General features: G+C 46.7%; 20 protein-coding genes and 1 riboswitch. Of the genes, 18 read left to right on the top strand and 2 right to left on the bottom strand.

What is annotated here, in order from left to right; translation table 11 throughout:
- The first annotated feature begins 40 nt into the window (after positions 1-40).
- The 7 genes from OS145_RS06520 to OS145_RS13165 all read left to right on the top strand — a co-directional run bounded on the left by OS145_RS06520 (position 41) and on the right by OS145_RS13165 (position 7,022).
- Entirely contained in the window at positions 41-364 is a 324-nt protein-coding gene (locus OS145_RS06520; RefSeq protein ID WP_006955472.1) for a DUF3392 family protein, read from the top strand.
- Between the two features lie 12 nt (positions 365-376).
- A complete protein-coding gene (locus tag OS145_RS06515; protein ID WP_006955471.1) occupies positions 377-1,444 on the top strand; it encodes a hypothetical protein in 1,068 nt (355 codons plus the stop codon).
- Positions 1,445-1,529: 85 nt separating this feature from the next.
- Positions 1,530-3,497: a PAS domain-containing sensor histidine kinase gene (locus OS145_RS06510; RefSeq protein ID WP_006955470.1), complete on the top strand. Its 1,968-nt coding sequence runs from the start codon at positions 1,530-1,532 to the stop codon at positions 3,495-3,497.
- Entirely contained in the window at positions 3,497-4,327 is an 831-nt protein-coding gene (locus OS145_RS06505; protein ID WP_006955469.1) for an AAA family ATPase, read from the top strand. The genes OS145_RS06510 and OS145_RS06505 overlap by 1 nt, the downstream gene beginning before the upstream one ends.
- Positions 4,317-5,486 carry a vWA domain-containing protein gene (locus OS145_RS06500; RefSeq protein ID WP_006955468.1) on the top strand — a complete coding sequence of 390 codons (1,170 nt, stop codon included), beginning with the start codon at positions 4,317-4,319 and terminating at the stop codon, positions 5,484-5,486. Before OS145_RS06505 ends, OS145_RS06500 begins: the two co-directional genes overlap by 11 nt.
- A complete protein-coding gene (locus OS145_RS06495; RefSeq protein ID WP_006955467.1) occupies positions 5,483-6,853 on the top strand; it encodes a phospholipase D family protein in 1,371 nt (456 codons plus the stop codon). Before OS145_RS06500 ends, OS145_RS06495 begins: the two co-directional genes overlap by 4 nt.
- A 1-nt stretch (position 6,854) precedes the next feature.
- Positions 6,855-7,022, top strand: coding sequence for a DUF2256 domain-containing protein (locus tag OS145_RS13165; RefSeq protein WP_006955466.1), 168 nt, complete (start codon positions 6,855-6,857; stop codon positions 7,020-7,022).
- Here the strand turns inward: OS145_RS13165 and OS145_RS06490 are convergent.
- Positions 7,019-8,827, bottom strand: a complete 1,809-nt coding sequence (locus tag OS145_RS06490; RefSeq protein WP_006955465.1) for a DUF885 domain-containing protein — start codon at positions 8,825-8,827, stop codon at positions 7,019-7,021. The two genes, OS145_RS13165 and OS145_RS06490, sit on opposite strands and share 4 nt — an antisense overlap.
- A gap of 2 nt (positions 8,828-8,829) precedes the next feature.
- Complete coding sequence (locus tag OS145_RS06485; RefSeq protein ID WP_165477452.1) at positions 8,830-11,766, bottom strand: ligand-binding sensor domain-containing diguanylate cyclase; 2,937 nt, start codon at positions 11,764-11,766, stop codon at positions 8,830-8,832.
- Positions 11,767-11,886: 120 nt separating this feature from the next.
- Between OS145_RS06485 and OS145_RS06480 the strand changes: the two genes are divergently transcribed.
- The 11 genes from OS145_RS06480 to OS145_RS06430 all read left to right on the top strand — a co-directional run bounded on the left by OS145_RS06480 (position 11,887) and on the right by OS145_RS06430 (position 24,438).
- A complete protein-coding gene (locus OS145_RS06480; RefSeq protein ID WP_006955463.1) occupies positions 11,887-12,939 on the top strand; it encodes an NAD(P)-dependent alcohol dehydrogenase in 1,053 nt (350 codons plus the stop codon).
- An 83-nt stretch (positions 12,940-13,022) separates the two neighbouring features.
- Positions 13,023-14,114 carry a GGDEF domain-containing protein gene (locus OS145_RS06475; protein ID WP_006955462.1) on the top strand — a complete coding sequence of 364 codons (1,092 nt, stop codon included), beginning with the start codon at positions 13,023-13,025 and terminating at the stop codon, positions 14,112-14,114.
- A riboswitch (Lysine riboswitch) is annotated at positions 14,108-14,277 on the top strand. It overlaps the preceding gene by 7 nt.
- A 66-nt stretch (positions 14,278-14,343) precedes the next feature.
- On the top strand, positions 14,344-15,726 hold the full coding sequence (gene lysC, locus OS145_RS06470) for a lysine-sensitive aspartokinase 3 (protein ID WP_006955461.1): 1,383 nt from the start codon (positions 14,344-14,346) through the stop codon (positions 15,724-15,726).
- 96 nt (positions 15,727-15,822) lie between these two features.
- Positions 15,823-16,623, top strand: coding sequence for an undecaprenyl-diphosphate phosphatase (locus OS145_RS06465; RefSeq protein WP_006955459.1), 801 nt, complete (start codon positions 15,823-15,825; stop codon positions 16,621-16,623).
- A 32-nt stretch (positions 16,624-16,655) separates the two neighbouring features.
- Entirely contained in the window at positions 16,656-17,501 is an 846-nt protein-coding gene (locus OS145_RS06460) for an ion transporter (RefSeq protein ID WP_006955457.1), read from the top strand.
- On the top strand, positions 17,476-18,177 hold the full coding sequence (locus tag OS145_RS13005; RefSeq protein WP_006955456.1) for a M48 family metallopeptidase: 702 nt from the start codon (positions 17,476-17,478) through the stop codon (positions 18,175-18,177). Before OS145_RS06460 ends, OS145_RS13005 begins: the two co-directional genes overlap by 26 nt.
- Entirely contained in the window at positions 18,146-19,318 is a 1,173-nt protein-coding gene (locus OS145_RS06450) for an alpha-hydroxy acid oxidase (protein ID WP_006955454.1), read from the top strand. Before OS145_RS13005 ends, OS145_RS06450 begins: the two co-directional genes overlap by 32 nt.
- Before the next feature lie 15 nt (positions 19,319-19,333).
- Entirely contained in the window at positions 19,334-21,070 is a 1,737-nt protein-coding gene (locus OS145_RS06445) for a thiamine pyrophosphate-binding protein (RefSeq protein WP_006955452.1), read from the top strand.
- A 78-nt stretch (positions 21,071-21,148) separates the two neighbouring features.
- Positions 21,149-21,589, top strand: a complete 441-nt coding sequence (gene gloA, locus OS145_RS06440; RefSeq protein ID WP_040487867.1) for a lactoylglutathione lyase — start codon at positions 21,149-21,151, stop codon at positions 21,587-21,589.
- A gap of 73 nt (positions 21,590-21,662) precedes the next feature.
- A complete protein-coding gene (locus OS145_RS06435) occupies positions 21,663-23,888 on the top strand; it encodes an NADP-dependent isocitrate dehydrogenase (RefSeq protein ID WP_006955448.1) in 2,226 nt (741 codons plus the stop codon).
- A 70-nt stretch (positions 23,889-23,958) separates the two neighbouring features.
- A complete protein-coding gene (locus OS145_RS06430; protein WP_040487865.1) occupies positions 23,959-24,438 on the top strand; it encodes a hotdog fold domain-containing protein in 480 nt (159 codons plus the stop codon).
- The last annotated feature ends 39 nt before the right edge of the window (positions 24,439-24,477 follow it).

The following is a 24,477-nucleotide window of genomic DNA, read 5'->3' as shown; positions in this document are numbered from 1 at the left end:
GGTATACTTCGAAGCTTAGGCAAGCTTAAGGAGAATTCGATTGCTGCAATTGATGAACCAGCTAGGCATGATGCTTCGGCAACACACCCATGAAATCGCTATGATGATATTGGCTACATTATTAGTGATTTATGGTGATGAGGTGAACCGTTTAGTTAAAAAATCAGTTTCGAACTACCCGTTCATTGTGCGAGCACTAATTTTTGTGGCTTTGTGTGCCTTTGGCTATGGCTATTTGTTAATTGGCTTCACGCCGATACTAGCGAGTTGGATTTATACCATTCCATTGCATTTGCTCGGACCCGCTGTCCTTGGCTTACTGCTGGTGTTGGGTGTATTGGCAGAACGAAAAAAACAACTATAAGGACGTGGCGCCATGACGCAATCATTTGTTTCCATTCGTGCAGGAGCGAGCGCTTTAGCTCATATTCAACAGAACGGTTTGACCGCTGATGATATTGGGCTTTTAATGGGCGCTTCCGGGGGGCCGAAATGGTTTGTATTACAAGGTATTGATGAGTGGCTATTCGGGGAATTCTTCGCCGGTAAAAAGCAGCCTCTTAATACCCTTGGCACTTCAGCCGGCGCTTGGCGTTTTGCATCGTTAGGTCAAGAGGATCCGGTCGCTGCCAGTCGTCTATTCGCTGAGCTCTACAGTCATCAAACTTACAGTGCGAGACCTGATCAACGGGAGATTACTGCCGAAGCCGAGAAGCTACTGCATCGATATGTTCCAGAATCAGCCGTATCCTCGATTTTGTCACAGACGCGTGTGCATCATCACTTTATTGCCGTACGTTGTTTACGGTCTACCGCTAAAGAGGGACGTCGACAAGCTTTGGGACTGCTGTCCTCTGCTCTTGCAAATAGCATCAACCGTAGCTGGCTGGGGCGTTATTATGAACGTGTCGTGTTTCACCATCCAGCGTCAAATTTAGCGCTCTCAAAAGGTTGGAACGACTTACCCACACAGCATGTTGCTTTAACTGAGCGCAATTTCCAGCCAGCGTTGTTGGCTACCGGCTCCATTCCGATGGTGTTGGAAGGGGTACGCGATATCCCGGGCGCTCCGCGTGGAGTCTATCGCGACGGTGGGATTACTGACTATCATTTTGATATTGATTTGTCGGGTGTCGATGGCTTGACCCTTTATCCGCATTTTCATCATGAAGCGATTCCTGGGTGGTTTGATAAACGTCTGAAATGGCGGCGCAGTACAGGACGAAATTGGCCCAATACCATTTTTATTAGTCCAACTGAGGCTTTTCTAAATAAGTTGCCCTATCAAAAAATTCCCGATCGAAATGACTTCGCGCAATTAGATGCGGCACAACGAATTCAATACTGGAGCAAGGCGATCGATGCCGGCCGTTGGATGGCGGATGAACTTCAAACCACTTTAGCCAATGGTCGTTTAGCTGACCGGGTTTCACTATGGGACTAGTTGTTTTAAGTCGTCCAAGGGTGCTGTCAGTTTATGCACGTTATGGTTAGAATGCATTGAGTTGTGATATGCGACGCGTGAGTAAATGAAAGAAACATTGAGTGTACCTAACCCCGAGCAGATCGGTAATCAAAACTTTGCAGAGTTACTTGCTGCGGGCAACAGTGTGTGCTTGTTTGTCTGGCAAGACTCGGAACTGTGGCCGGTGCGTTATGTGTCGGATAATGTTGAGTCCATCTTTGGTTACAATAAACAGCAGTTTATCGACCGTGAAGTTCATTTTAAGTTTCTTATACATGAGGATGACTTACCTCGTGTCAATGAGGAAGTTAAACGCTTAAAAAGCGGCGAAACGGGTTTTCGTATCACACACAATGATTATCGCATTAAGCATAAAAATGGACGTCATGTATGGGTATCCGATACCACGATTATAAAAATGGATACTGATGACGGCGTGCCATTATTATTTGGCTATTTAATCGACATTACGGAGCGCAAAGAGTTAGAGATAAAATTAGAAACTGAGCGTAATCGGTTACAATTGCTACTCGACGCGACTCGACTCGGCACCTGGGAATGGAATCCTCAATCTAACTTAACTTCTTTCAACGACCGATGGGCGCAGATTTTCGGCTGGTCACGAGAGGAAATAGAGCAAAGTCCATATAGTTGGTCAAGCCGACTTCACCCAGATGACTATGACCGCGTATGGCGAGCGGTTAAAGATCATCTGGATGGAATTACACCGTTTTATGAGAGCCAACATCGCATTCGCCACCGTGACGGACATTACGTTTATGTCCTTGACAGAGGTCGTGTCATTGAGCGGGATGAACACGGAAAAGCAACGCGCTACGCCGGAACGGTAACGGACGTCACTGAACAAAAGCAGGCAGAAATTAATGCGCGTCGTGCGGCCAGTGCTAAGAATGTATTTTTAGCCAATATGTCCCATGAAGTGAGGACACCGTTACATGGTATTTTGGGCTTAGTCAGTGTGCTCGAGAATACTGCTTTGGATACTCATCAACATCAATTACTCATGACCGTTAAAGAGAGCGGTGATCATTTGCTACAGATGCTCAATGATTTATTGGATCTAACACGCTCAGAAGAAGGTCAGTTGAAGCTTAATAAAGACGTGTTAGAGCTAGCGCGGATTCTGCAACACATTGAGTCGATGTATCGTGCGCCAATCGAAGAAAAGGGTGTGAAGTTTATTATTCATCACAGCCAAGTGTTGCCCGAACGGATTTTTAGTGATCGCGCGCGACTGATACAAATATTGACAAACCTGCTGAACAACGCCGTTAAGTTCACTGAACAAGGCACTATTATGCTGTCGATTGACTGGTCTGTCGATCCAGCCACAACGACTCAAACGCAAGCGCAGGGCGAGTTGCTGATTAAAGTACGTGACACAGGTGCGGGTATTCGTGACACACAACGTATTTGGCAACTCTTTGAACAAGAACATCAAGGCTTAAGTAAAAAGCAAAGCGGCAGCGGGCTTGGCTTAGCCATCGTACGAAACTTAGTACAGCTATTAGATGGTGAAATTGAAGTCGATAGTGAGCCGAATCGGGGGACATGTTTTAGTCTACGTCTACCCATGTATGCGGTTTATAGTGATGATGTTAATCACGAAGCGCTTGATAAGCCGAAACTACCTACGCTTGTGCCGCGCCGTATATTGATTGTGGATGACAATCCTATCAATCAGCTGATCGTGAGCGAGATGCTAACATCGCTCGATCAACATGTGACAAAAGTATCGAGTGGTCATGAGGCTGTTGAGATGCTAAAACAGAACACTGTCGATGTTGTTTTTATGGATCTTCATATGCCGACCATGGATGGTATTGAGACCACGTTAAAAATTCGTGACCTACCGATACATCAACCACATATTGTTGCATTGACCGCTAATGCATACCCTGAAACTCGCACTCACGCTCTGCGTTCAGGGATGGATGATTATTTGACAAAACCCTTTGTGAAAGCGGATTTAGCCAGAATTTTGAATCGACTTGATAAGGTTAAAAATTAATGAGTTTTAAAAGCACAGAGCATTACATCGTTTCTGATGACTTGTCACAGGCCGTAAACGCGGCGGTGACACTCGAAAAGCCGTTGCTACTAAAAGGAGAACCGGGTACCGGCAAGACTCGTTTAGCAATCGAACTTGCGGAGTCACTTGATGCGCCATTTTTGCAGTGGAACATCAAGTCGACGACAAAAGCACAACAAGGCCTTTACGAGTACGATGCAGTCTCGCGCTTACGTGATAGTCAGCTGGGTAGCGACAAAGTACATGACATTTCAAACTACATTAAGCCGGGCAAGTTGTGGCAAGCCTTTAGCGCCGAAAAACGTCCTGTATTATTGATAGATGAAATTGATAAGGCCGATATTGAGTTTCCTAACGATCTACTACAAGAACTCGATCAAATGGCTTTTCACGTCTATGAGACCGGGGAGCAGGTCGAGGCAAAACAGCGACCTATCGTTATTATCACGTCTAATAATGAAAAAACATTACCCGACGCTTTTTTACGTCGCTGCTTTTTTCATTATATCCAATTTCCGGATGAAGTTACGTTGGCTGAGATCGTGAAAGTTCATTTTCCAAACCTGCAAGCTCGATTACTTGATGAGGCACTCGCGGTATTTTTTGGTGTGCGCTCGATATCAGGTTTAAAGAAGAAACCGTCAACGTCGGAGTTACTGGATTGGTTGCGTTTATTGCTAACCGAAGATATTTCACCCGAGCAACTTGCTGAGTATCGCGAGCGTCCATCTGTGTTGCCGTTAGCCGGTGCACTGTTGAAACATGAGCAAGATATCGAATTGATCGAGCGGGCGTCTCGTGCTTATTGAGTTTTACTTTACGCTTCGAAAACACGGCCTAAAAACCTCTATCACTGAGTATCTCACGTTGCTCGAAGCGTTAGAGCAAAAAGTGATTTGGGGGAGTATCGATGACTTTTATCGATTATCGAGAGTTATATTGGTCAAAGATGAACGTTTTTTTGATCGATTTGACCGCGCCTTTTCCGAGTATATCGATAAAGTCGTCGATGTGGATGTGGCCGAACGTATCCCAGAGGACTGGCTGAATAACCCGCTGATACGAAATCTATCCGAAGAGGATAAACAGAAGCTAAACCAGTTAGGTGGCTTAGACGAGCTAATGAAGGCCTTTAAGGAGCGGTTAAAGGAGCAGCAGTCTCGGCATCAAGGTGGCAACAAATGGATAGGTACTGGAGGTACTTCGCCGTTTGGCGCCTACGGTTATCATCCAAACGGTATTCGTATTGGGCAAGAGGGGAACCGAAATCGAAGTGCAGCCAAAGTATGGGATAAACGAGAATTCCGTGATTTAGACGAGCATGCTGCATTAGAGCAACGCTCATATCAACTGGCTTTGCGGTCCTTGCGTCAGTTCGCAAGAACGGGAGCTCAGACCGAGTTGGATCTTGAAGCAACAATCCGAGCGACAAGTAAAAAAGGTGGGCTGCTGGATCTGCAATGGCAAGCTGAACGACACAATGCCGTAAATGTGTTGTTACTGTTGGATATTGGTGGCTCGATGGATGATCACATCTACGAGGTCGAGCAACTTTTTACAGCACTGAAGGGCGAGTTTCATAACCTCGAACGCTTCTATTTTCATAATTGTGTTTATGAAGGCGTCTGGCATGACAACGCGCGTCGGCGTTCAAGCTTTGTTAGCACCGAATCTCTGATTAAACGGTTCGGTGAGGATTACCGACTTATCATTGTTGGGGATGCAACTATGGGGCCCTATGAAATTGCATTCTCCGGTGGGAGTGTTGAGCACTGGAACGAGGAGCCCGGAAAGGTCTGGTTAGAGCGTCTGTTGGCTCGATTTGAGCGCGCAGTATGGCTCAACCCTCAGCCTGAAAGTCATTGGAAGTACTACCCCTCTATTCAGATGATCGATGAGATCATGTCCGGACGGATGGAAGCACTGACACTGGCGGGAATCCAGCAGGCAATCGAGCACCTGCGATGAAACAGCACAACCAGTTTGCTTTGCTTGATGATGCCCGAGAAAGTCTACGCCAACGCGTTGCGCTCATCCGCATGGCTTCGCACTCAATCAAGCTGCAATATTACATGTGGCGCGATGATGCCAGTGGCTTAACGCTGTTGAATGAGTGCAAACTGGCATCTGAGCGTGGCGTGAAGGTTTATTTGCTGTTGGATGATTTTACGAGTAAGCCAACCGAACAGTTGTTACGTGATCTCAGTCAGCATCCGAACTTTCGAGTTAAGTTGTTTAACCCCTTAGTTCATCGCAAACTGCGCTGGCTTAATTACTTTACTGACTTTCGACGCGTTAATCGACGCATGCATAATAAGGCGTTCATTGTCGATGACTGCTATGCCATCGTGGGTGGTCGCAATATTGGTGACGAGTATTTTGGAACCCATGCAGGGCAGCTATTTTCAGATTTAGATGTACTCGTCAAGGGTGATTGCGTGAGCGCTATTGCTGAGGACTGGTCGAACTATTGGCAGTGTGATCTCGCTGTGTCGATTGACAATATATCGGGTCGCAGTCGGACCGAGGCGTTTATTGCGCGTTGGCAGCAATTCAGTAAACAAGCCCATGCAGAGCAACTGAATGAGTATGTATTCGGTGGTCTCGCTGACGAGGATCTCGATTTAAGTCGATTAACCTGGCATTCGGCAGAAGCCCAATGGATTAGTGATGATCCGTACAAAGCATCAATGTCACGCAAGCCATCGCGTTTAGTAGTTCAACAAATGGTTAAGGTGTTGAGTCGTGCAAAACAACAGGTTCGTATGGTTTCGCCTTACTTTGTGCCAACGCAAAATGGTGTTCAACAGATTGAAGCGATGCTCGAGCAGGGTGTTCAGTTTCAAGTACTAACGAACTCGTTAGCAGCAACAGATGTACCCGCAGTACACGCGGGTTATCAACGGCGTCGGCGACGCCTGCTAACCGCGGGTGTAAAACTATACGAAATACGGCGCACTGAAGAATCTCCCCAAAATCGGGTGTTGCCCTATTTTCGTCGCTCAGCGACAAGTTTGCATGCTAAGACGGTGACTGTTGATGAGCGTTCGGTCTTCGTTGGGTCGTTCAATTTTGACCCACGGTCAGCACAAATTAATACCGAAGCGGGCCTCATTATCGAATCGCCAAGTCTGGCAAAACGCATCATCGAGATTTTTGATCATGAATTACCGCTGCGGGCGTATCAAGTTAGGTTAAACCGTTTTTATAAACTTTATTGGGTGGATCGCAGTCATGTTCCGGTCAAACGTATTTATCGCGAACCTGATGCCGGCTGGCGACGTCGGTTTGTTGTATGGCTTACCGCTCGGCTCCCCGTTGATCATTTACTTTAACATGGCACATAAAAAATCTAATTTACCCACCAAATGCTGTGCCCATTGTCATCGACCCTTTACGTGGAGAAAGAAATGGGAGCGCGATTGGGAACAGGTTAAGTACTGCTCGAAACGCTGTGCTGGGCTGGCACGCCGCGCGGCGCGCCAGCAGTCGGATGAGGATTAAAGTTGCTGTGCTATCCATAGACGAACTTTCTTCTCGAGTAAAAATAGAGGCAGTGCGCCATCTTCTAGCACGATGCGATGAAAACGCTTGATATCGAATTTAGGACCGAGCTTTTGTTCTGCCATGCGTCGTAACTCTGCGATTTTCAACTGACCTATTTTATAAGCGAGGGCTTGCCCCGGTAACGCCATGAAGCGCTCTGCCTCTGAAACAGCCCGTGCTTTTGCTACTGGAGCATTATCGTACATGTAGTCGAGCACTTGCTGGCGGGTCCAACCTTTATCATGAATGCCGGTGTCAGTAACTAAACGAATAGACCGCCAGAGCTCAGCCGCTAACGCACCAAATCGCTGATAAGGATCTTGGTACAATCCCAGCTCATCGCCTAACGATTCAGCATAGAGACCCCAGCCTTCGGTATATGCTGTTTGTCGACCGTACTTACGGAATAGCGGTAAGTCCTCCAATTCTTGCTGAATACTAATTTGGAAATGATGTCCCGGTGCTGCCTCGTGCAAAAATAGAGCGGTTTTTGCCCACGTGGGGCGAGAGGGAAGATCGTACGTATTTAGGTAAAATATAGCAGGGCGCGTGTTCCCCCTCGGTGCAGATTGATAACTACCGGAACTGGCTGACTGCTCGCGGAAGCGTTCAACGGGTCTCACTTCGTAGTCCGCTTGCGGGAAAATATTAAATAGTTTCGGCACACGCGCGTCCACTTTTGCGCGGAGAGCACGGTAGTCTTCCAGCATGGCTTGACGACTTGGGTAAATAAATTGTTCGTCGTTGGTCATGAAGTTAAAGAATGCTTTTAAATCACCCTGAAAGTCGATTTCAGTCATTATTTGACGCATTTCATCATGAATACGCGCGACTTCTTGCTTACCGAGTTGGTGAACCTTGTCGGCACTGATATCGATTGATGTATTGACTTTGATTTGGTGCTGATACCATGCTTTTCCGTTTGGAAGCTGACCAATTCCGAAACTCTTGGTGCGTGTGTGAGGTAAGTATTCTTGCTCTAAATAGTCTGCTAAGCGTTGATAGGCGGGAATAACTTCGTTATTCAATATGTTGGCGTATTGAGTGCGGAACGCTTCCTGTTGTTGCTCCGATAACGTATCTGGAAACTGGTCAATGGGGCGCCAGAAAATACTTTCTTTAACATCATTAACTTGCTGAGCTCGGATTTGTGTTATTGATTTTTTGATGAGTACCTGAGGTTGAACAATACCTGTTTCTACGCCTTCTTTCATATTTGCGATAGCTTGATCAAATATGACAGGGATCTGATGCATCCGCTTTGCCCAATTGGCATAGTCTTCAGCATCATTAAATGGTTGAGCCGAGTCACCTGAACCAAGCATCGCATATTGATTTGCCAGATTATAAAACTGGTTAATCGGGATCAGGTGCGAAGGAAACGCAAACCCTGCGATGGCGTTAATGCGGTCCTGACGAAATATTTGATAGCTAATTTTCTGCTTTTCAGTTAATGAGTCGATATCAATAGAATCGATTTTATCTAGGTATGTCTGCTCTAACTGGCGTTGTTTTTTACGGTGGGCTGGTGACAAAAAATTAGGCAGTTTGTCGTTATAGCCTTCGCGCCCGATATACGTCGCCGTGAGAGGATTTAAATCGAGATTTTCGGTAAAATACCCTTGATAAATTTCATTGAGCTTCTCTGACATTGAGACGCTTTTGACCGACACTTTGGTGTTAGCGTTTTGCTCATGAGTGGTGGCGTCGCCGCAACCAGCGAGCAGCCCGACCACCGTCAACGCGATAAGTGACTTTTTCATATTTAGGCTAACTCCGTTCTATTTCTACCACTTTGCTTGGCTTTATATAACGCTTTATCAGCAGCTACTAACAGCGCACTGTGATTAGGGTAATGTTCGCTCGAGGCCACGCCAATACTCACTGTCACAGCTAGCTCATCGGCAAGATGTTGATAAGATGTGTCCTCTATCCGCTGACGAATTCGTTCGGCTGCTTGTAGCGCTTCTTTAGCGGTTGTCTCGGGCATTAACAATGCAAACTCTTCGCCGCCCCAGCGCGCAATGTAGTCTATATCTCTTAACATGTTGCTTAATAGCGCCGAGAGCTCTATCAGTACTTGGTCACCGATCACATGTAAAAAACGGTCATTAATAGATTTGAAGTGATCGACGTCGATAATAGCAAGCGATAGAGGCTGTTCCGATCGCTCACAACGTTTAAATTCATACTGAAGCTGCTCATCAAATGCTCGCCGATTACCTAACTGAGTCAGTGAGTCTTGACGTGCAAGCCCTTTAAGCTCTTTGGTTTTTTCGGCAACCATCAGCTCGAGTTGAGCCCGTTGGTTGTTCAAAAAGCGAATTCGTGCTCGCACTAATATAGTTGCCGCCAATCCCAAGGCAAAAATGATAGATAGCCAAAACCATGATTGTTGCCAGGGATGTTCAGAACGAGTGAAGGCGAAGCTGACGGGGTCACTCCAAGCACCTCCTGGATACGCAGCGCGGACCTGAAATACGTAATCATTGGCGGGTAAGGACGTATATTCAGATGTGGTCATTGAACCGCGAGCAAGCCAATTATCATCGAAACCCACAAGGCGAACTTGATATTCGATGTGGTCGGCCATGAGGTATCCTAATCCGGCGTAATTGACTACAAGGCGTTGCGTATCCGCCGGTATATGGCCTCCATAAGTCACTCGCTCGCCGTCGGCTGTCACGGATGAAATAACCGCGGGTGGGGCGACCTGTACCATCGATTTCAAATCGGAGGGTGCAATCGACGATACGCCACGCGCAGTGCTCATCCATACTCGTCCCGTACTACTGCGTATCATTGCGGGGCTGCCACTGTTAATTTGTGAACTCCCCATACCATCGACTTCGGTAAAGCGTTGATAGGTCAGTTTATCGATCTTGCCATTGAGAAAGTCATCAAATACATCATGGGCAATAAACAGGGCGCCACGGTTAGAACCTAACCAAATGTTTGCATCCCCATCAAAGGCCATGGACATATAGTTATCCAATGGTAATCCTTGATCTCGGTTAATGATGCCCCAGGTATCATTCTTTTGATGGTGATATATTAGACCTCGGTCGGTAGCGAGAAAAACGTAAGGACCTTTCAGACTAATTTGAAAGGTTAGCTGGGCGTCATTCAAGCCACTGAAATCAAGCTTATTAATCTTAAACGAATGATCTGATGACGCAGCTAAGTCAATGACAGAAACACCACTGACTGAGGCAACCCAAAGTTCATCGCCAATGACCCGGAGCGTGGTGATGTAATTATTTTGCAGTCCATCTCGGGTCGTTATTAATTTTGACTGCCAGCCGTTGGCTGTCTTCACTAGTTGGGTAACCCCAATCGGCGTACCGAGGAATACACCATATTGTTCTGACGTCGCGATGGCACGCACTTCTTCTGATTTAAGAACATTATCGGTAGTTAAGTGGTCGGTAACACGTTCACCATCCCAGATGAATAATCCATTGGTATAGGTACCAATGGCCAGTTGCCCTTGATAATCAGCAAACGACAAAACAGATTGATTTGCCAAAGGGTGAGGGGGGTTAAAGGTTGCGAGACGTGACTCGTTGACGGTACTTATGCCGTTGCTTGTTCCAACGTATAGTTGGTTTTTATATTCATAAACCGACCTTACAAAGTCGCCAGCAAGACCGTTATGAGATTGCATCGTGGTGAACAATGAACGCCGAAACTGCATGAGACCACCGTGGGTCGATACCCAAACACTCCCTTCTTGGTCCTCAAGAATATCTAAGACGTGGTTATTGGGGAGTCCATTAGCCGTAGTAACTTGCTGCAATTCGCCATTGTACAGACGCAATACGCCATTACGGTAGGTCCCTAACCACAGAGCTCCGTCTCTTGTACGATTGATCGCGCTGATGGTGTAATTGATATTTGGCAACAACTGTTTAAATTCAAATGTATTAGGTTGTTGTTGGTAAACCCCGTTGCCGGTGCCAATCAAGAGCTGACCATCCGTATCGAGAAAAAGTTTCCGAATACGGTCAGCGGGAATTCCTTCGATGACTTTAAACCCTGTTGAACCCGCAGGCTTGACCGCCAGCCCGGCAGACGTTGCCGCCCATAAATTGCTTTTGTCATCAATACGTGCTTGATAGACGTTATTTGAGGGTAAGCCATTTTCGGTAGTAAATTGCGATACACGTTCATTATTTTCGTACGTGAGCAAGCCTTGTTCGCTACTTGAAACCCAAATCGTGCAGTGCGCGTCGATTTCTACTTCGTTGACAAATGGAGGTGCAGGCTCAAGTGGAAGCCAGCGGTTGTCATGAAAGCGGCTAAGTCCTCCGCGCGCACCCGCAACGTAGATACTATCGTCGCACGGATTGAGCGCAATTGAGAAAATACCGATGTCGGGTAATCCAGTAATGCGTATATCATCGTAGATCTCAAAGTCTTTGCCGTTGAAGCGGACCGGGCCTTGCCAAGTTCCAAACCAGAGAAAGCCTTGCTTATCTTGTGCAATGGCATTTATCGAGTTGTGGGGCAAGCCATCGCGGGTTGTCCAAGTCTGACGAGTCATATAGTGAATTGACTGGTCGACCGGCAGATCGAACTGCGTCGTATTGATGGAAGGATCAGTCGGTGCGCTATGCGCGAAGCTGCCTATGCTAAGAATTGAAACAGCGGTAACGAGTGAAATGATTTTAAGCTTACTGAGCATCACGTGTTTGAGCATTTTGTCACGACTTTGAAGGTTGCTGACTTTCAAATGGTACGTGAATTGTAAATTGATTACCATTACTTACAACATTCGTAATAGCTGAATCTAAATTTATATCAACTTTGGAGATAAAGCATGACTAAATCTTATGCGGCTCAATCTGAAAACTCAGGTATGGCTCCCCATACTATTGAACGGCGTGAGCCTCGCGCAGATGACGTAGCCATCGATATTCTGTATTGCGGTGTTTGTCACACGGATATTCACTACGTACAGAATGACTGGGGTGGAACGATTTACCCGGTGGTTCCCGGTCATGAAATAATTGGTCGCGTAACGGCTGTCGGTAAGGATGTTAAAGACTATAAAGAAGGCGACATTGTTGGTGTTGGCTGTATGGTTGACTCTTGTCGTAGCTGTGAGGCATGTGATCAAGGGTTAGAGCAATATTGCTTGAGTGGCATGGTGCCGACTTACAACGGTGAGGACAAGCATGATGGCTCAATTACCTACGGCGGCTACTCAGAAAATGTTGTTGTCAGTGACCGTTTTGTTGTTCGCGTTCCCGACAGCCTCGATCCTGCCAAGAGTGCTCCTTTGTTATGCGCAGGGATAACCACCTATTCTCCACTGCGTCACTACGGTGTTAAGCAGGGTGACAAAGTCGGCGTGATTGGAATGGGTGGCTTAGGTCACATGGGTGTAAAGTTCGCCAAAGCGATGGGCGCAGAAGTGACCCTCTTCACGCGCTCGGAAAGTAAAGTCAAAGAAGCTAAAAAGCAAGGCGCTGATCACGTTGTTATTTCGACTGATCCTGAACAAATGGAAGCGGTGGCAGAAACCTTTGACTTTATGCTTGATACCGTGCCTGTTCAGCATGATTTAAATCCGTATTTGAATTGTCTGAAATTTGATGGAACGCATATTTTGGTCGGCTTGCTTGAGCCAGTAGATCCCGCATTACAGGCAGGGCAACTGGTAATGAAGCGTCGTGTACTTGCAGGATCGCTGATTGGTGGAATGCCAGAAACCCAAGAAATGTTGGACTTCTGTGGTGAACATGGCATTCACTGTGATGTAGAAATGCTTGATATCAAGAATATTAACGAAGCCTTCGAAAGAATGAAAAAAGGTGATGTCAAATATCGTTTTGTTATTGACATGGATACGCTAAAACAATCCGCTTGATTGAGTTAATCGATTCCAAAAAAGATTGACGGGTGTTTATTTTTCCGTCAATCTTTTTTTATTTGGGCGGTTAATCAATCTGAGTGAAAAAATTACTTCGTCCTACATATATCATCGATAAGCTTGATCCTAATTATCGCCGCAGCCAACTGTTACAAGCGTGCTTGATGATGGGGGTCGGCGCACTGTGTCTACTGGCAGTAATAAATTTAGCTGTATTCGGTGACCCGGTACTCGCTCTGCTTGATGCGTTGGGTGCGGTTATTGCGGCGAGCCTGCTGTACCTTGTTAAACGGAAGCGATTACTAGAGCTGGTAAGTTGGCTTTTTGTTCTCACTCTCGGATTATTGATCACTGCGTTTTTATCATTGGCGGCTGGAAGCAATAATGGCTACTTATGGACCGCTGTTTTTCCTCCTTTTGCGTTTTTTCTTTTAGGTAAGACACGGGGTTTTTGGTTAACCGTTGTCTTTTTTACTATCTTCCTGATTCAGCTCTACATCAGCATTTTCGTTAAACAGGTGCCTTACTTATCACTCGGCGGCTTTTTAAATACGCTCGAGGTATTTGTTATTAGTCTTCTTTTGTACCGTTTTTATGAAAAGACGCGAACCGAGGCCAATGAGTTATTACAAGAACAAAGTATTCGCTTAGAAAAAATGGCGAAGACGGATAAACTGACACAGTTGTATAACCGACAGTATCTCGACGTAACGCTATTCAGTTTATATAAAGAGCGTCGGACATTACCTATTTCTGTCCTATTACTCGATGTTGATCTATTTAAAAGAATTAACGATGAACACGGCCACCTGTTTGGTGACGAAGTGCTCGTCAAAATGGCTCAACGTCTCACTGAGGTCGTTCGTGATGACGATGTTGTCGGCCGTTGGGGAGGTGAAGAATTTCTAATCATCGCTCCGAACACCTCAAAAAGTGATGCTTTAGGACTCGCGGAACGCGTTCGCCGTAGTCTGAATATGTCAATTACTGAATCGGTAACGACCAGTGTGAGCATCGGTGTATCGAGTGCTGACAGAGTTAAGAGCCCAGAAGAGTTAATCTCACAAGCCGATCGAGCGTTGTATCAAGCAAAGTCAAATGGTCGTAACCAGGTTTGTAGTTTCATTTCGGCAGTTGAATCTCATCAACGAACGATTAATAATAAGGCTTAGGAAGAGGCGCGATAGCTAGGTAGCATTTCTTGATAAGTTCCAACACTTAAGAAATGTGAGGGAGTTTTTCGCCGAGGTAACTGAGCGGTTGGATGCTTGGTTATCGGCTGTTGGGTTTGAACACCTGCAGTTGTCACCAAACGGGTGGAGAGCTTCTGGCTGCAGTATTGAGAATCCTCATCATGTACCAAGCTCTCTGAACATTGTTGTAAGTTGTTCAGAGGATCAAATGACTAATCCCCAACATACATTTCGAGTTGCAAAATTTGGTGGAACCAGTGTCGCTAATTATTCGGCAATATGCGCCGCGGTTGCCAACGTAAAATCACAAAACCAACCTATCTTAGTGGTCGTAAGTGCATGTGCTGGCGTTACCGACCGGCTAGTGATGCTCGCTAACGAGTCTGACAATGTGGAGTCTATATTGTCTGAGATAGTGCATCGACATACAGAGATCGCCGATGAATTATCCCGTTTAAACAGAGCCGGAGCGGTGGAGAAGCAATTAGCGCTTGATGACTTGCATGACCGACTGAGACAACATGTGGCGCGCAGACCTACTCCCCATGATGCTTCGTTTGTCGCGTGGCGAGACCAGCTTTTGAGTTTTGGTGAGTATTGTTCAAGCCTACTATTTAGCTGGGCTTGGGAAGCGAAAACAGAACAACCGAGCGCAGTACTTGAGGCGAAAACTTGGCTCTTTACCGACAGTCGATACGGTCGAGCGAGACCGCAGCTTAAAGCCATGATAGAAAAAGCACCACAATGGCTTAAAACCTTAGAGCCTGGTCGGCTCTATGTAACCCAAGGCTTTATCGGAAAAAATGAGAGGGGTCAAACAACAACCCTGGGACGCGGCGGAAGTGACTATTCAGCAGCGTTGCTCGCGGTTGTCGTCCAAGCTCAAGAGTTACAAATTTGGACCGATGTGGCGGGCGTGTATTCGACGGATCCAAGACTATGTTCAGATGCTTTTGCAATCGCTGAAATGAGCTTTGATGAAGCGGCTGAAATGGCGACTTTTGGCGCTAAAGTTTTACATCCTGCGAGCTTATTGCCTGCTATTGAGTATCAGATACCGGTATTTGTCGGGCATGCGGCGTATCCTGCTCGTGGCGGAACTCGTTTGGTAAAGAACAGTACTCATAAACCCGATGTTAGGGCAGTCGCAGTCCGTAAACAGCAGACTTTGATGACCGTACATAGCATTGATATGTTTCATGCTTCGGGTTTTCTCGCGCAGTTGTTTTCGATTTTCGCTAAGTACGATATTAGTGTTGACCTGATCACGACTTCAGAAGTAAGTATTGCGCTCACGTTAGATGAGGGAGGTAGTCAAGCTAATCACGCGGTATCTGTGCCAGCCGCAGCCATCGCAGAGATTGAACTGTTTGCTAAAGTTGAACTTGAGTACAACTTAACGCTCATAGCACTTATAGGTAATCAAATTGGTCGTCAGTCCCAGCTCAGCCAATGGGTGTTTGATGCCGTCGCACCAACACCCGTGCGGCTTATTTGCCAGGGTGCCAGTGAATTTAACCTGTGTTTTCTTATTCCAGAGAGGGATACGGTTGACGTGGTCACGCGATTACATGAGCGCATTAAGCGATAAGAGACCGAAAATTTATTCTTTCGCTTATTAAATTAAAAGCGGTTGTGCGTATAATGCCTGCGAAAATGATAAAAACATCAGTTAGTAGGCATTAATATGGATCTTTTACACGCTATTTGGTTGGGGATATTACAAGGGATTACTGAGTTTTTACCCATCTCTAGTTCTGCTCACCTAATTTTGTTGCCCGTGCTTACAGGCTGGCAAGATCAAGGGGTTGCTTTTGATTTAGCGGTTCACGTGGGAACGTTGTTAGCCGTTATTGGCTATTTCCGCAAAGAGGTGGGGACTTTGCTTTTTGATGGCTTGCGTTCCATACCGAGAGGAAAACATGTTGGTGAGAGCAAACTTGCATGGATGGTCGTGATCGCGACCATTCCAGCGTGTGTAGCCGGCTATTTCCTGATTGATTACGTTGATTCTGTATTACGCGCCGTCGCAGTCATCATTACGACAACGGTCGTGTTTGCCGTATTGCTCGCGGTGGCGGATAAGTTTTGTCGCGGAACGCGAACACTCGATCAAATTGGTTTAAAAGACGCCATCATTGTCGGCTTATTTCAAGCCGTTGCTCTGATTCCTGGTACGTCTCGATCAGGGTCGACGATTACGGCAGGGCTATTTTTGGGAATGACGCGAGAAACCGCCTCAAAATTCTCGTTTTTCATGGCGATTCCTATCACTTTAGCAGCGGCAACCCTAAAATTAATGGATGTGGTCAGCGAGGATATATTGATCGATTGGACTGCATTCATGATAGGTACCTTGGCCTCATTTATAACGGCTATCACTGCAATTCACCTGTTTTTGAAATGGTTAAATCAAGTTGGTATGTGGCCTTACGTGATTTACCGTTTTCTACTGGCAGGCTATTTAGTTTGGGTTTTCTATCTGTAAACGTGTTTCGATATTTAAGGTAAAACAATCGTATGTATGAAGCACTAAAAGGGCGCTTAGCCGCGTTAAAGAACAACCGTTTATTTGAGTTTGCGGTGATTACCGTAATCATCATCTCGGCGTTGGAAATTGGTGCCAAAACTTACGAACTACCGAACTTGGTAAATACGATGCTGGTGGGCTTGGACTGGTTCATCACGGTTTTTTTTGTGGTTGAAATTACCATTCGGTTCATCGCCGATAGCGATAAAAAGCACTTCTTTAAAAATGGCTGGAACGTGTTCGATACGCTGGTAGTTGTGGTCAGCCTCATTCCAGTAAACGACTCGGAACTTGCTTTGTTGGCTCGCCTTGTGCGTGTCTTCCGAGTGCTTCGAATGATATCGATCATTCCCGAATTACGAACGCTCATTACATCCTTGCTAAAAGCACTGCCGCAGATGGGTTACGTCGTATTGTTGATGTTCATTATCTTCTACATCTACGCTGCGCTGGGGAGTTATCTATTTAAAGATATTAATCCGTTCCTCTGGGAAAACATCGCACGTTCGATGCTCACTCTGTTCCGCGTGATGACGTTTGAAGACTGGACGGATATCCAATATGAGACAATGGAAGTCTATCCATGGAGTTGGCTGTTCTATATGACGTTCATTTTCTTGACCGCTTTTGCTTTTCTGAACATGGTGATCGGTATTGTTGTCAATGTAATGGATAAAGAAAGCCGACTTGAACTGCAAGCGTGTGAGCAAGAGCTTGAACAAAGTCGCGAGCAGCAGTTAAACGAGCAAATCGCTGGTTTACGGTCAGAGATCACCGAGTTAAAGCAGCTTATCGTCAAACAAGGTGGGCATGGAACAAATAACGACGCCTCTTAAAGTTAACATTCTGCGTAAGCCGATAAAGCATATTTATTTGCGCTTACGTTCGGCTGATGAGCTAGAGGTGAGTGCACCTAAACGCTGTCCTCAAAAGTACATTGATGAACTCATTGCAGAGCGGCATGACTGGATTACACAACGTCGTGCACAGTTGCGTGATACGGCGCGCTCGCCCAGCGTGCCGTTACTCAGTACGGAGCGCGTGTTACTCGCGGGTCGCTGGTATCTATGCCAGGCTTGCCGAAACGCCAAGGCGGCTGGCCCTGAGGCTGATTCGGCACTGTTCAACGTGACTGTACGGGGCGATAAGGGACTGACTGAACAACACGTCGAACGACAACTGCGCCGCTACTTAAGTGAGAGGATCACGGCGCTCCTTACTTATTGGGAACCCTTGATGGGTGTCAAAGCAAGTTGTTTCGGCATCCGCAAAATGCATACACGATGGGGCACTTGTAACACAAGAACCGAGAAGATTTGGCTGAGCTTCCAATTAGTGCACTTTCCCTTGGAGTTGCTTGAGTACGTTGTTGTTCATGAGCTTACGCACTTATTTGAGCGCTACCATAACAGGCGTTTTTATGCGTTAATGGACTCATTTCTGCCGAATTGGCGTTCATTAAAACAACGTTTGAACCATTATGAGATACCCGATTACCCCAGCGGGCAGTGAGGATTTTAGGCAAGCTGCTAAGCGGCGTTTGCCACGTGCACTATTTGATTATATTGATGGCGGTGCATTCGCTGAACAAACCGCACACGCTAATGTCCATTCGTTTTCACGCTGGCGCTTACAACAACGTGTGCTGCGTGATGTTGAACATATAAACCTTGCGGTGAATCGACTGGGTCAATCTTATGCAGCGCCGCTTGCGCTAGGACCTGTCGGCTTAGCAGGCATGATGGCGCGTCGTGGCGAAACACAGGCATACCGAGCTGCTCAACACGAACACATTCCTTTCTGCGCATCCACCGTGTCACTATGCGGTATTAATGAAATTCATCAGCATCGTGATACTCAACCAGCATGGTTTCAATTATACATGATGCGCGATCGCGAATTTGTTGTACAGCTACTTGATCGCGTGCAAGCACAAGGTGTTGAAGTGCTCGTTGTGACGGTCGATTTGGCGGTGTTGGGTGTGCGCTATCGAGATGTCAGAAATGGCTTCGAATCAAGCACGGGGCTCGCAAAGTTAAAGCGATTCTATGACTTTGTATCACATCCCCAATGGTTATGGGACGTAGGCTTAAAAGGCGGCCCCCACGTTTTTGGCAATCTCACCGACGCGGTGCCCAACGCACGACAATTGACAGACTTCAAAAGCTGGGTTGACGCACAGTTTGATCCCCGTGTCACGTGGGATGATATTGCGTGGATTCGCTCCCGTTGGCCCGGCAAGTTAGTAATCAAAGGTATCTTGCATTCTGATGATGCACTGAAGGCTGTAAAAGTCGGTGCCGACGGTTTGATCATTTCTAATCATGGGGGGCGTCAACTGGATGGCGCGCCATGTCCAATTGATATATTACCCGAGATTCACCAACACTTATTGAATCAGGGATGTCGCGAACGCATTGAACTTTGGCTCGATGGCGGGCTGCGTAACCCACAGGATTTGTTAATTGCACTGGCGCTGGGCGCCGATGGTGGGCTATTAGGGCGTGCATGGATATACGCACTGGCTGGCTATGGCGAGTTTGGCGTGACACAACTACTTAAGCAGTGGCAAAAAGCACTCTCCGTTAGCTTGGCGTTAATGGGGTGCAACGACATTAATCAACTTAATGAATCGCACTTAATAAGAAGCTAATAATAAGGAGCGGGTGTGAGAAAAAATGCAGCACAGTTAGCCGTAGCAGCGCTCGAAAAACTCGGGGTTACGCATACGTTTGGTATTCCCGGTGTGCACAACACAGAGTTTTATGATGCGCTGCACGCCAGTGAGCAGATTACCCCTATCTTAGTCACTCATGAGGGGGGCGCCGCGTTTATGGCCGATGGCATGAGTCGCGTTCGGCAAATGCACGAGGGCATTGGTGTACTCGCCATTGTTCCCGCTGCCGGTTTCACCCATGCAGCGAGTGGTATTGGTGAGGCGTATCTTGATGGTGTTCCGATGCTTGTGATTTCGGGTGGTGTGCGCACTGATACCGAGTTTGATTTTGTCTTGCATGGTGTTGACCAGTTGGAACTGGCAAAGGGGATCACCAAAGGCGCGTTTCGTGTTAATCATCAAAATGATGTGACGGATGTATTGTATCAAGCTTACCAACTGGCGACCGAAGGAAAGCCAGGTCCCGTGTTAGTCGAAATTCCCGTTAATTTGCAGCTATTTGATGCAACCGTTGCTCAACCTCAACAGCCGCCTCAGCCCACTACACCGGCTATCGATGAGCAAGCCATTCAACGGGCTGTTGAACTCATATCAGCGGGTAAGAGACCCGGACTGTTTGTCGGTTGGGGTGCTCGACACGCGCAACAGCAACTAATTGATTTAGCAGAATATCTGCAAGCACCGGTGGCGACCACCTTGCAGGGACTGTCGGTTTTTCCTCATGATCATCCACTGCATGTGGGCTTTGGTTTTTCAGCTTCGGCAGTACCCGCAGCGCAAGCAAGCTTCAAAGACTGCGATTTAATGATCGCGATTGGTACACGTTTTGCCGAAATCCCAACAGGCAGTTTCAGCGCGAAAGTGCCCGAAAATCTCATTCATATTGATATCGATGAGTCGGTATTCAACCGGAATTATCCGAGCAAAGTGAGCATCAAAGGAGATGCCACAGAGGTACTGAAGTTGTTAAACAACGCGCTGAGCGGTCAGGCAGCACGAGCCGATAGTGCGTCGCTCAAGGCTACAATTAAGCAGTTAAAACAGGATTATTTCGACGAATGGCGAGCGCATGATAGTCACGAACGCATTAATCCATACGTGTTTTTTACGTCAATTGCCGCACAAATGATGGATGACGCGATCATTGTTTTGGATGATGGAAATCATACGTACTTAGCGGCGGAATTATTGCCCCTAAAAGCCGGCATGACATTATTGACTCCCACTGACTATAACGCGATGGGCTATGCTGTTCCTGCCGCAATCGGCGCAAAGCTGGCACAGCCCGAGCGACAAACCATTGCCATTGTGGGAGATGGCTGTTTTGTTATGACGGGAATGGAGTTGCTGACAGCGCAACAGCAGGAGGTTGGCGTTGTTTGTTTTGTATTCAACGACGGCGAACTATCTCAAATCGCGCAAGCGCAGCAAACGCCTTATGCGCGAAAACCCTGTACGGCATTGGTGGGTGCGAAATTTGAAGGCATGGCATTAGCGACCGGAGCGCATTATATTCGTATTGAAACCGAAGCTGAGCTCGATGCGTATATAGCCCAAGCATTCGACGTCGCAGCTAAAGGACAGAGTGTATTGGTTGATGTTAATATTGATTACAGTAAACCCACGCGCTTTACTCAAGGTACGGTAAAGTCAACTTTTAAGCGCTTTCCGACCCGTCAGAAGCTGCGCATTGCTGGTCGAGCGGTGAAGAGAAAACTGTTTGGCTGAAACATTCGCCAAAGGTCGAATCGTGTTGTATTAACGATATGATTAAACTGAAGTAAATACTGTTGTAGGGAGTTAACGTTGAGATATTTACACACCATGGTTCGGGTCGAGGATCTCGACGCGTCATTGCGTTTTTATTGTGACTTGTTGGGCCTTAAAGAAATGTACCGGAAAGAAGTTGAAGCCGGGCGTTTTACATTGGTGTTTCTAGCTGCACCCGAAGACGAAGATGCGGCCAACGAAAACAAAGCGCCGATGGTGGAGCTGACATATAATTGGGATCCAGAGTCGTATGACGGCGGGCGTAATTTTGGCCATTTAGCCTATGAAGTGGACGATATTTATGCACTGTGCAAAAAGTTACAAGATAACGGTGTGACGATTAACCGTCCGCCACGTGATGGACGCATGGCATTTGTCCGTTCTCCGGATGGTATTTCGATCGAACTACTGCAAAAAGGTGGCGCGCGTGAACCAGAGGCACCTTGGGACACGATGGAAAATACGGGTGAATGGTAATTAGAGGGTAGATCCCGTATAATTCGCCCACAGTTCAACCTATTACGAAGTCTGATAAACGATAGGAATCATTATGTCGAACGACAAATCGAAGATTATTTATACTGAAACGGATGAAGCACCACGTTTAGCTACTTACTCGCTGCTGCCTATCATCCAAAGCTTTACTAAAGCGGCAGGCGTTAAAGTTGAAACGCGTGATATTTCACTTGCAGGTCGTATCATTTCGCAATTCTCTGAGTATCTTACTGAGGAACAGCGCCAGTCAGACGCATTGGCTGAGTTAGGCGAATTAGCGAAGACACCAGAAGCTAACATTATTAAATTGCCGAACATCAGTGCATCTATTCCACAGATGACTGCGTGCATTAAAGAGCTGCAAGCACAAGGCTACAAATTACCTGACTTCCCGTTTGATCCACAGACTGACGAAGAAAAAGATATTCGTGCACGTTATGACCGCGTTAAAGGCAGTGCGGTGAACCCTGTGTTACGTGAAGGTAACTCAGATCGCCGTGCACCGATGGCGGTTAAAAACTTCGCTAAGAAGCACCCCCATCGCATGGGCGCTTGGAGTAAAGATAACCAAGCCCACGTTGCGCACATGGAAGAAGGCGATTTTTACGGATCAGAAAAATCAATGACTTCAAGCCAAGACGATAGCTTTAAAATCGTATTGGAGAGTAACGGTGAGCAAAACGTGCTTAAGGACGGTATCAAAGTGCTGGCCGGCGAAGTTGTTGATGCTGCTGTTATGAGCCGCAAGAAGCTACAAGCGTTCTTCGAGAAAGAGACGGTTGCTGCTAAAGAGCAGGGCGTTCTACTGTCATTGCATTTAAAAGCCACCATGATGAAAGTTTCTGACCCGATCATGTTTGGCCACGCGGTGCGTGTTTATTTCAAAGATGTACTTGAAAAACACGCCGATTTAATGAAAGAAATTGAGTTTGATGCCAGCAACGGTATCGGCGATTTGTATTCTAAGCTCGATAAACTGACCGATGAACAGCGTCAGGAAGTCGAGAATGACTTGAATACCGTTTATGCCAAACAGGCTGAGTTAGCAATGGTTAACTCAGACAAAGGTATCACTAACTTACACGTACCAAGCGACGTTATTATTGATGCTTCAATGCCTGCCATGATTCGTGACTCGGGCCAAATGTGGGACCGAGAAGGTGGACAGAAAGAAGCTAAGGCGATGATTCCCGATCGTTGCTATGCGGGTGTTTACCAAGAGACGATTAGCTTCTGCCGTGAAAACGGTGCGTTTGATCCTGCAACCATGGGTACAGTGCCTAATGTTGGTTTGATGGCGCAAAAAGCGGAAGAATACGGTTCGCACGATAAAACCTTCGAAATCCCGGCGGATGGTACGGTAAAAGTATTGAATCAAGCGGGTGATGTAGTATTTGAACACGCGGTTGAAGAAGGCGACATCTGGCGTATGTGTCAGGTTAAAGACGAGCCTATCCGTGATTGGGTTAAGCTTGCCGTTAATCGCTCACGTTTAAGTGGCATGCCTGCCGTATTCTGGCTCGATAAAAACCGTGCCCATGATGCTCAATTGATCAGCAAAGTTGAGACTTACTTAAAAGAGCACGACACCGATGGTTTGGATATCCAAATCATGTCGCCTGAAGAAGCAACACGCCACACGTTGAAGCGCGTGAAAGAAGGCAAGGACACGATCTCAGTCACGGGCAACGTATTACGTGACTACTTGACTGACTTGTTCCCGATCCTTGAGTTGGGCACTTCTGCGAAAATGCTCTCGATTGTCCCATTGATGAACGGTGGCGGCTTATTCGAAACCGGCGCGGGTGGCTCAGCACCTAAACACGTACAACAGTTTGTGGAAGAGAACCACTTACGTTGGGATTCACTGGGCGAATTCCTTGCGTTGGCGGCTTCACTTGAGCATCTCAGCCGTGCGACCGACAACCGTCGTGCACAGATTTTGGCTGATGCGCTTGATAATGCGACCGCGAAGTTCTTGGAAGAGAACAAATCGCCTTCGCGTAAAGTGGGTGAGATTGATAACCGCGGCTCGCACTTCTACTTGGCGATGTATTGGGCTGAGTCTCTGGCTAAGCAAACTGAAGACAAAGAGCTTCAAGAGCGCTTTGAGAAACTCGCTGCAGCTATGCAGAAGAACGAGCAAGCCATCATGGACGAATTGAACGGTGTTCAAGGTAAGCAAGTCGATATCGGTGGTTACTATCAGCCAGACACTGATAAAGTATCTGCTGCTATGCGCCCATGTTCAGTATTGAACGAGACGCTCGCAAGATTATAATGAACATAAGGTTGTGATAGAAAGCAGGCTGCGGCCTGCTTTTTTTATGTCTAACTGTTGAGGAACACACGTGAGTGAACAAAATTATCTACTAAAACTAAGAGCACAGTGTTTAAAGCTGCCGTTGGGGGCGCGTATCTTCTCCCTGATGTTCGCTCGCAAAGCGCCTTACTTTGCTTCGATAAAGCCGCTAGTCACTGAGCTTGAGCCTAACTTTTGTCAACTGACGTTTAAAAAACGCAAAGCGGTTGAAAATCATATTGGTACCGTACACGCGATTGCTGTATGTAATGGCATGGAAATGGCGATGGGGGCATTAGCTGAGGCGTCCATTCCTAAGCACTTACGTTGGCTGCCTAAGGGCATGCAGGTTAATTACTTGGCTAAGACAAACAGTGATGTGCGCATTGAAGCGAAAGCGACAGAGCAAACATGGCAAGTTGGCGATCAGCCTATCGAAGTCACTGCCTATCGAGACGATGGTACTGTGGTGGCCGCAGGGCATATTACGATTTATGTTTCGGAAAAGCCGGCAAAGTCTAAGTCATAAACCATTAAAAAAGGGGCCTAAGCCCCTTTTTTAATGATG

Origin of the sequence: Idiomarina baltica OS145, assembly GCF_000152885.1 — a bacterium.
GTDB lineage: Bacteria > Pseudomonadota > Gammaproteobacteria > Enterobacterales > Alteromonadaceae > Idiomarina > Idiomarina baltica.
Note: the sequence above shows the minus strand (reverse complement) of the source record. Positions and strands in the feature narration are given on the sequence as shown.

Bases quoted from the DNA above. Each gene is read 5' to 3' on its own strand.
- OS145_RS06450 (WP_006955454.1), top strand. From the start codon at position 18,146: ATGAGATACCCGATTACCCCAGCGGGCAGTGAGGATTTTAGGCAAGCT.
- OS145_RS06505 (WP_006955469.1), top strand. From the start codon at position 3,497: ATGAGTTTTAAAAGCACAGAGCATTACATCGTTTCTGATGACTTGTCA.
- OS145_RS06490 (WP_006955465.1), bottom strand. From the start codon at position 8,827: ATGAAAAAGTCACTTATCGCGTTGACGGTGGTCGGGCTGCTCGCTGGT.
- OS145_RS06515 (WP_006955471.1), top strand. From the start codon at position 377: ATGACGCAATCATTTGTTTCCATTCGTGCAGGAGCGAGCGCTTTAGCT.
- lysC (WP_006955461.1), top strand. From the start codon at position 14,344: ATGACTAATCCCCAACATACATTTCGAGTTGCAAAATTTGGTGGAACC.
- OS145_RS06495 (WP_006955467.1), top strand. From the start codon at position 5,483: ATGAAACAGCACAACCAGTTTGCTTTGCTTGATGATGCCCGAGAAAGT.
- OS145_RS06435 (WP_006955448.1), top strand. From the start codon at position 21,663: ATGTCGAACGACAAATCGAAGATTATTTATACTGAAACGGATGAAGCA.
- OS145_RS13005 (WP_006955456.1), top strand. From the start codon at position 17,476: ATGGAACAAATAACGACGCCTCTTAAAGTTAACATTCTGCGTAAGCCG.
- OS145_RS06485 (WP_165477452.1), bottom strand. From the start codon at position 11,766: ATGCTCAAACACGTGATGCTCAGTAAGCTTAAAATCATTTCACTCGTT.
- OS145_RS06465 (WP_006955459.1), top strand. From the start codon at position 15,823: ATGGATCTTTTACACGCTATTTGGTTGGGGATATTACAAGGGATTACT.
- OS145_RS06460 (WP_006955457.1), top strand. From the start codon at position 16,656: ATGTATGAAGCACTAAAAGGGCGCTTAGCCGCGTTAAAGAACAACCGT.
- OS145_RS13165 (WP_006955466.1), top strand. From the start codon at position 6,855: ATGGCACATAAAAAATCTAATTTACCCACCAAATGCTGTGCCCATTGT.
- OS145_RS06510 (WP_006955470.1), top strand. From the start codon at position 1,530: ATGAAAGAAACATTGAGTGTACCTAACCCCGAGCAGATCGGTAATCAA.
- OS145_RS06480 (WP_006955463.1), top strand. From the start codon at position 11,887: ATGACTAAATCTTATGCGGCTCAATCTGAAAACTCAGGTATGGCTCCC.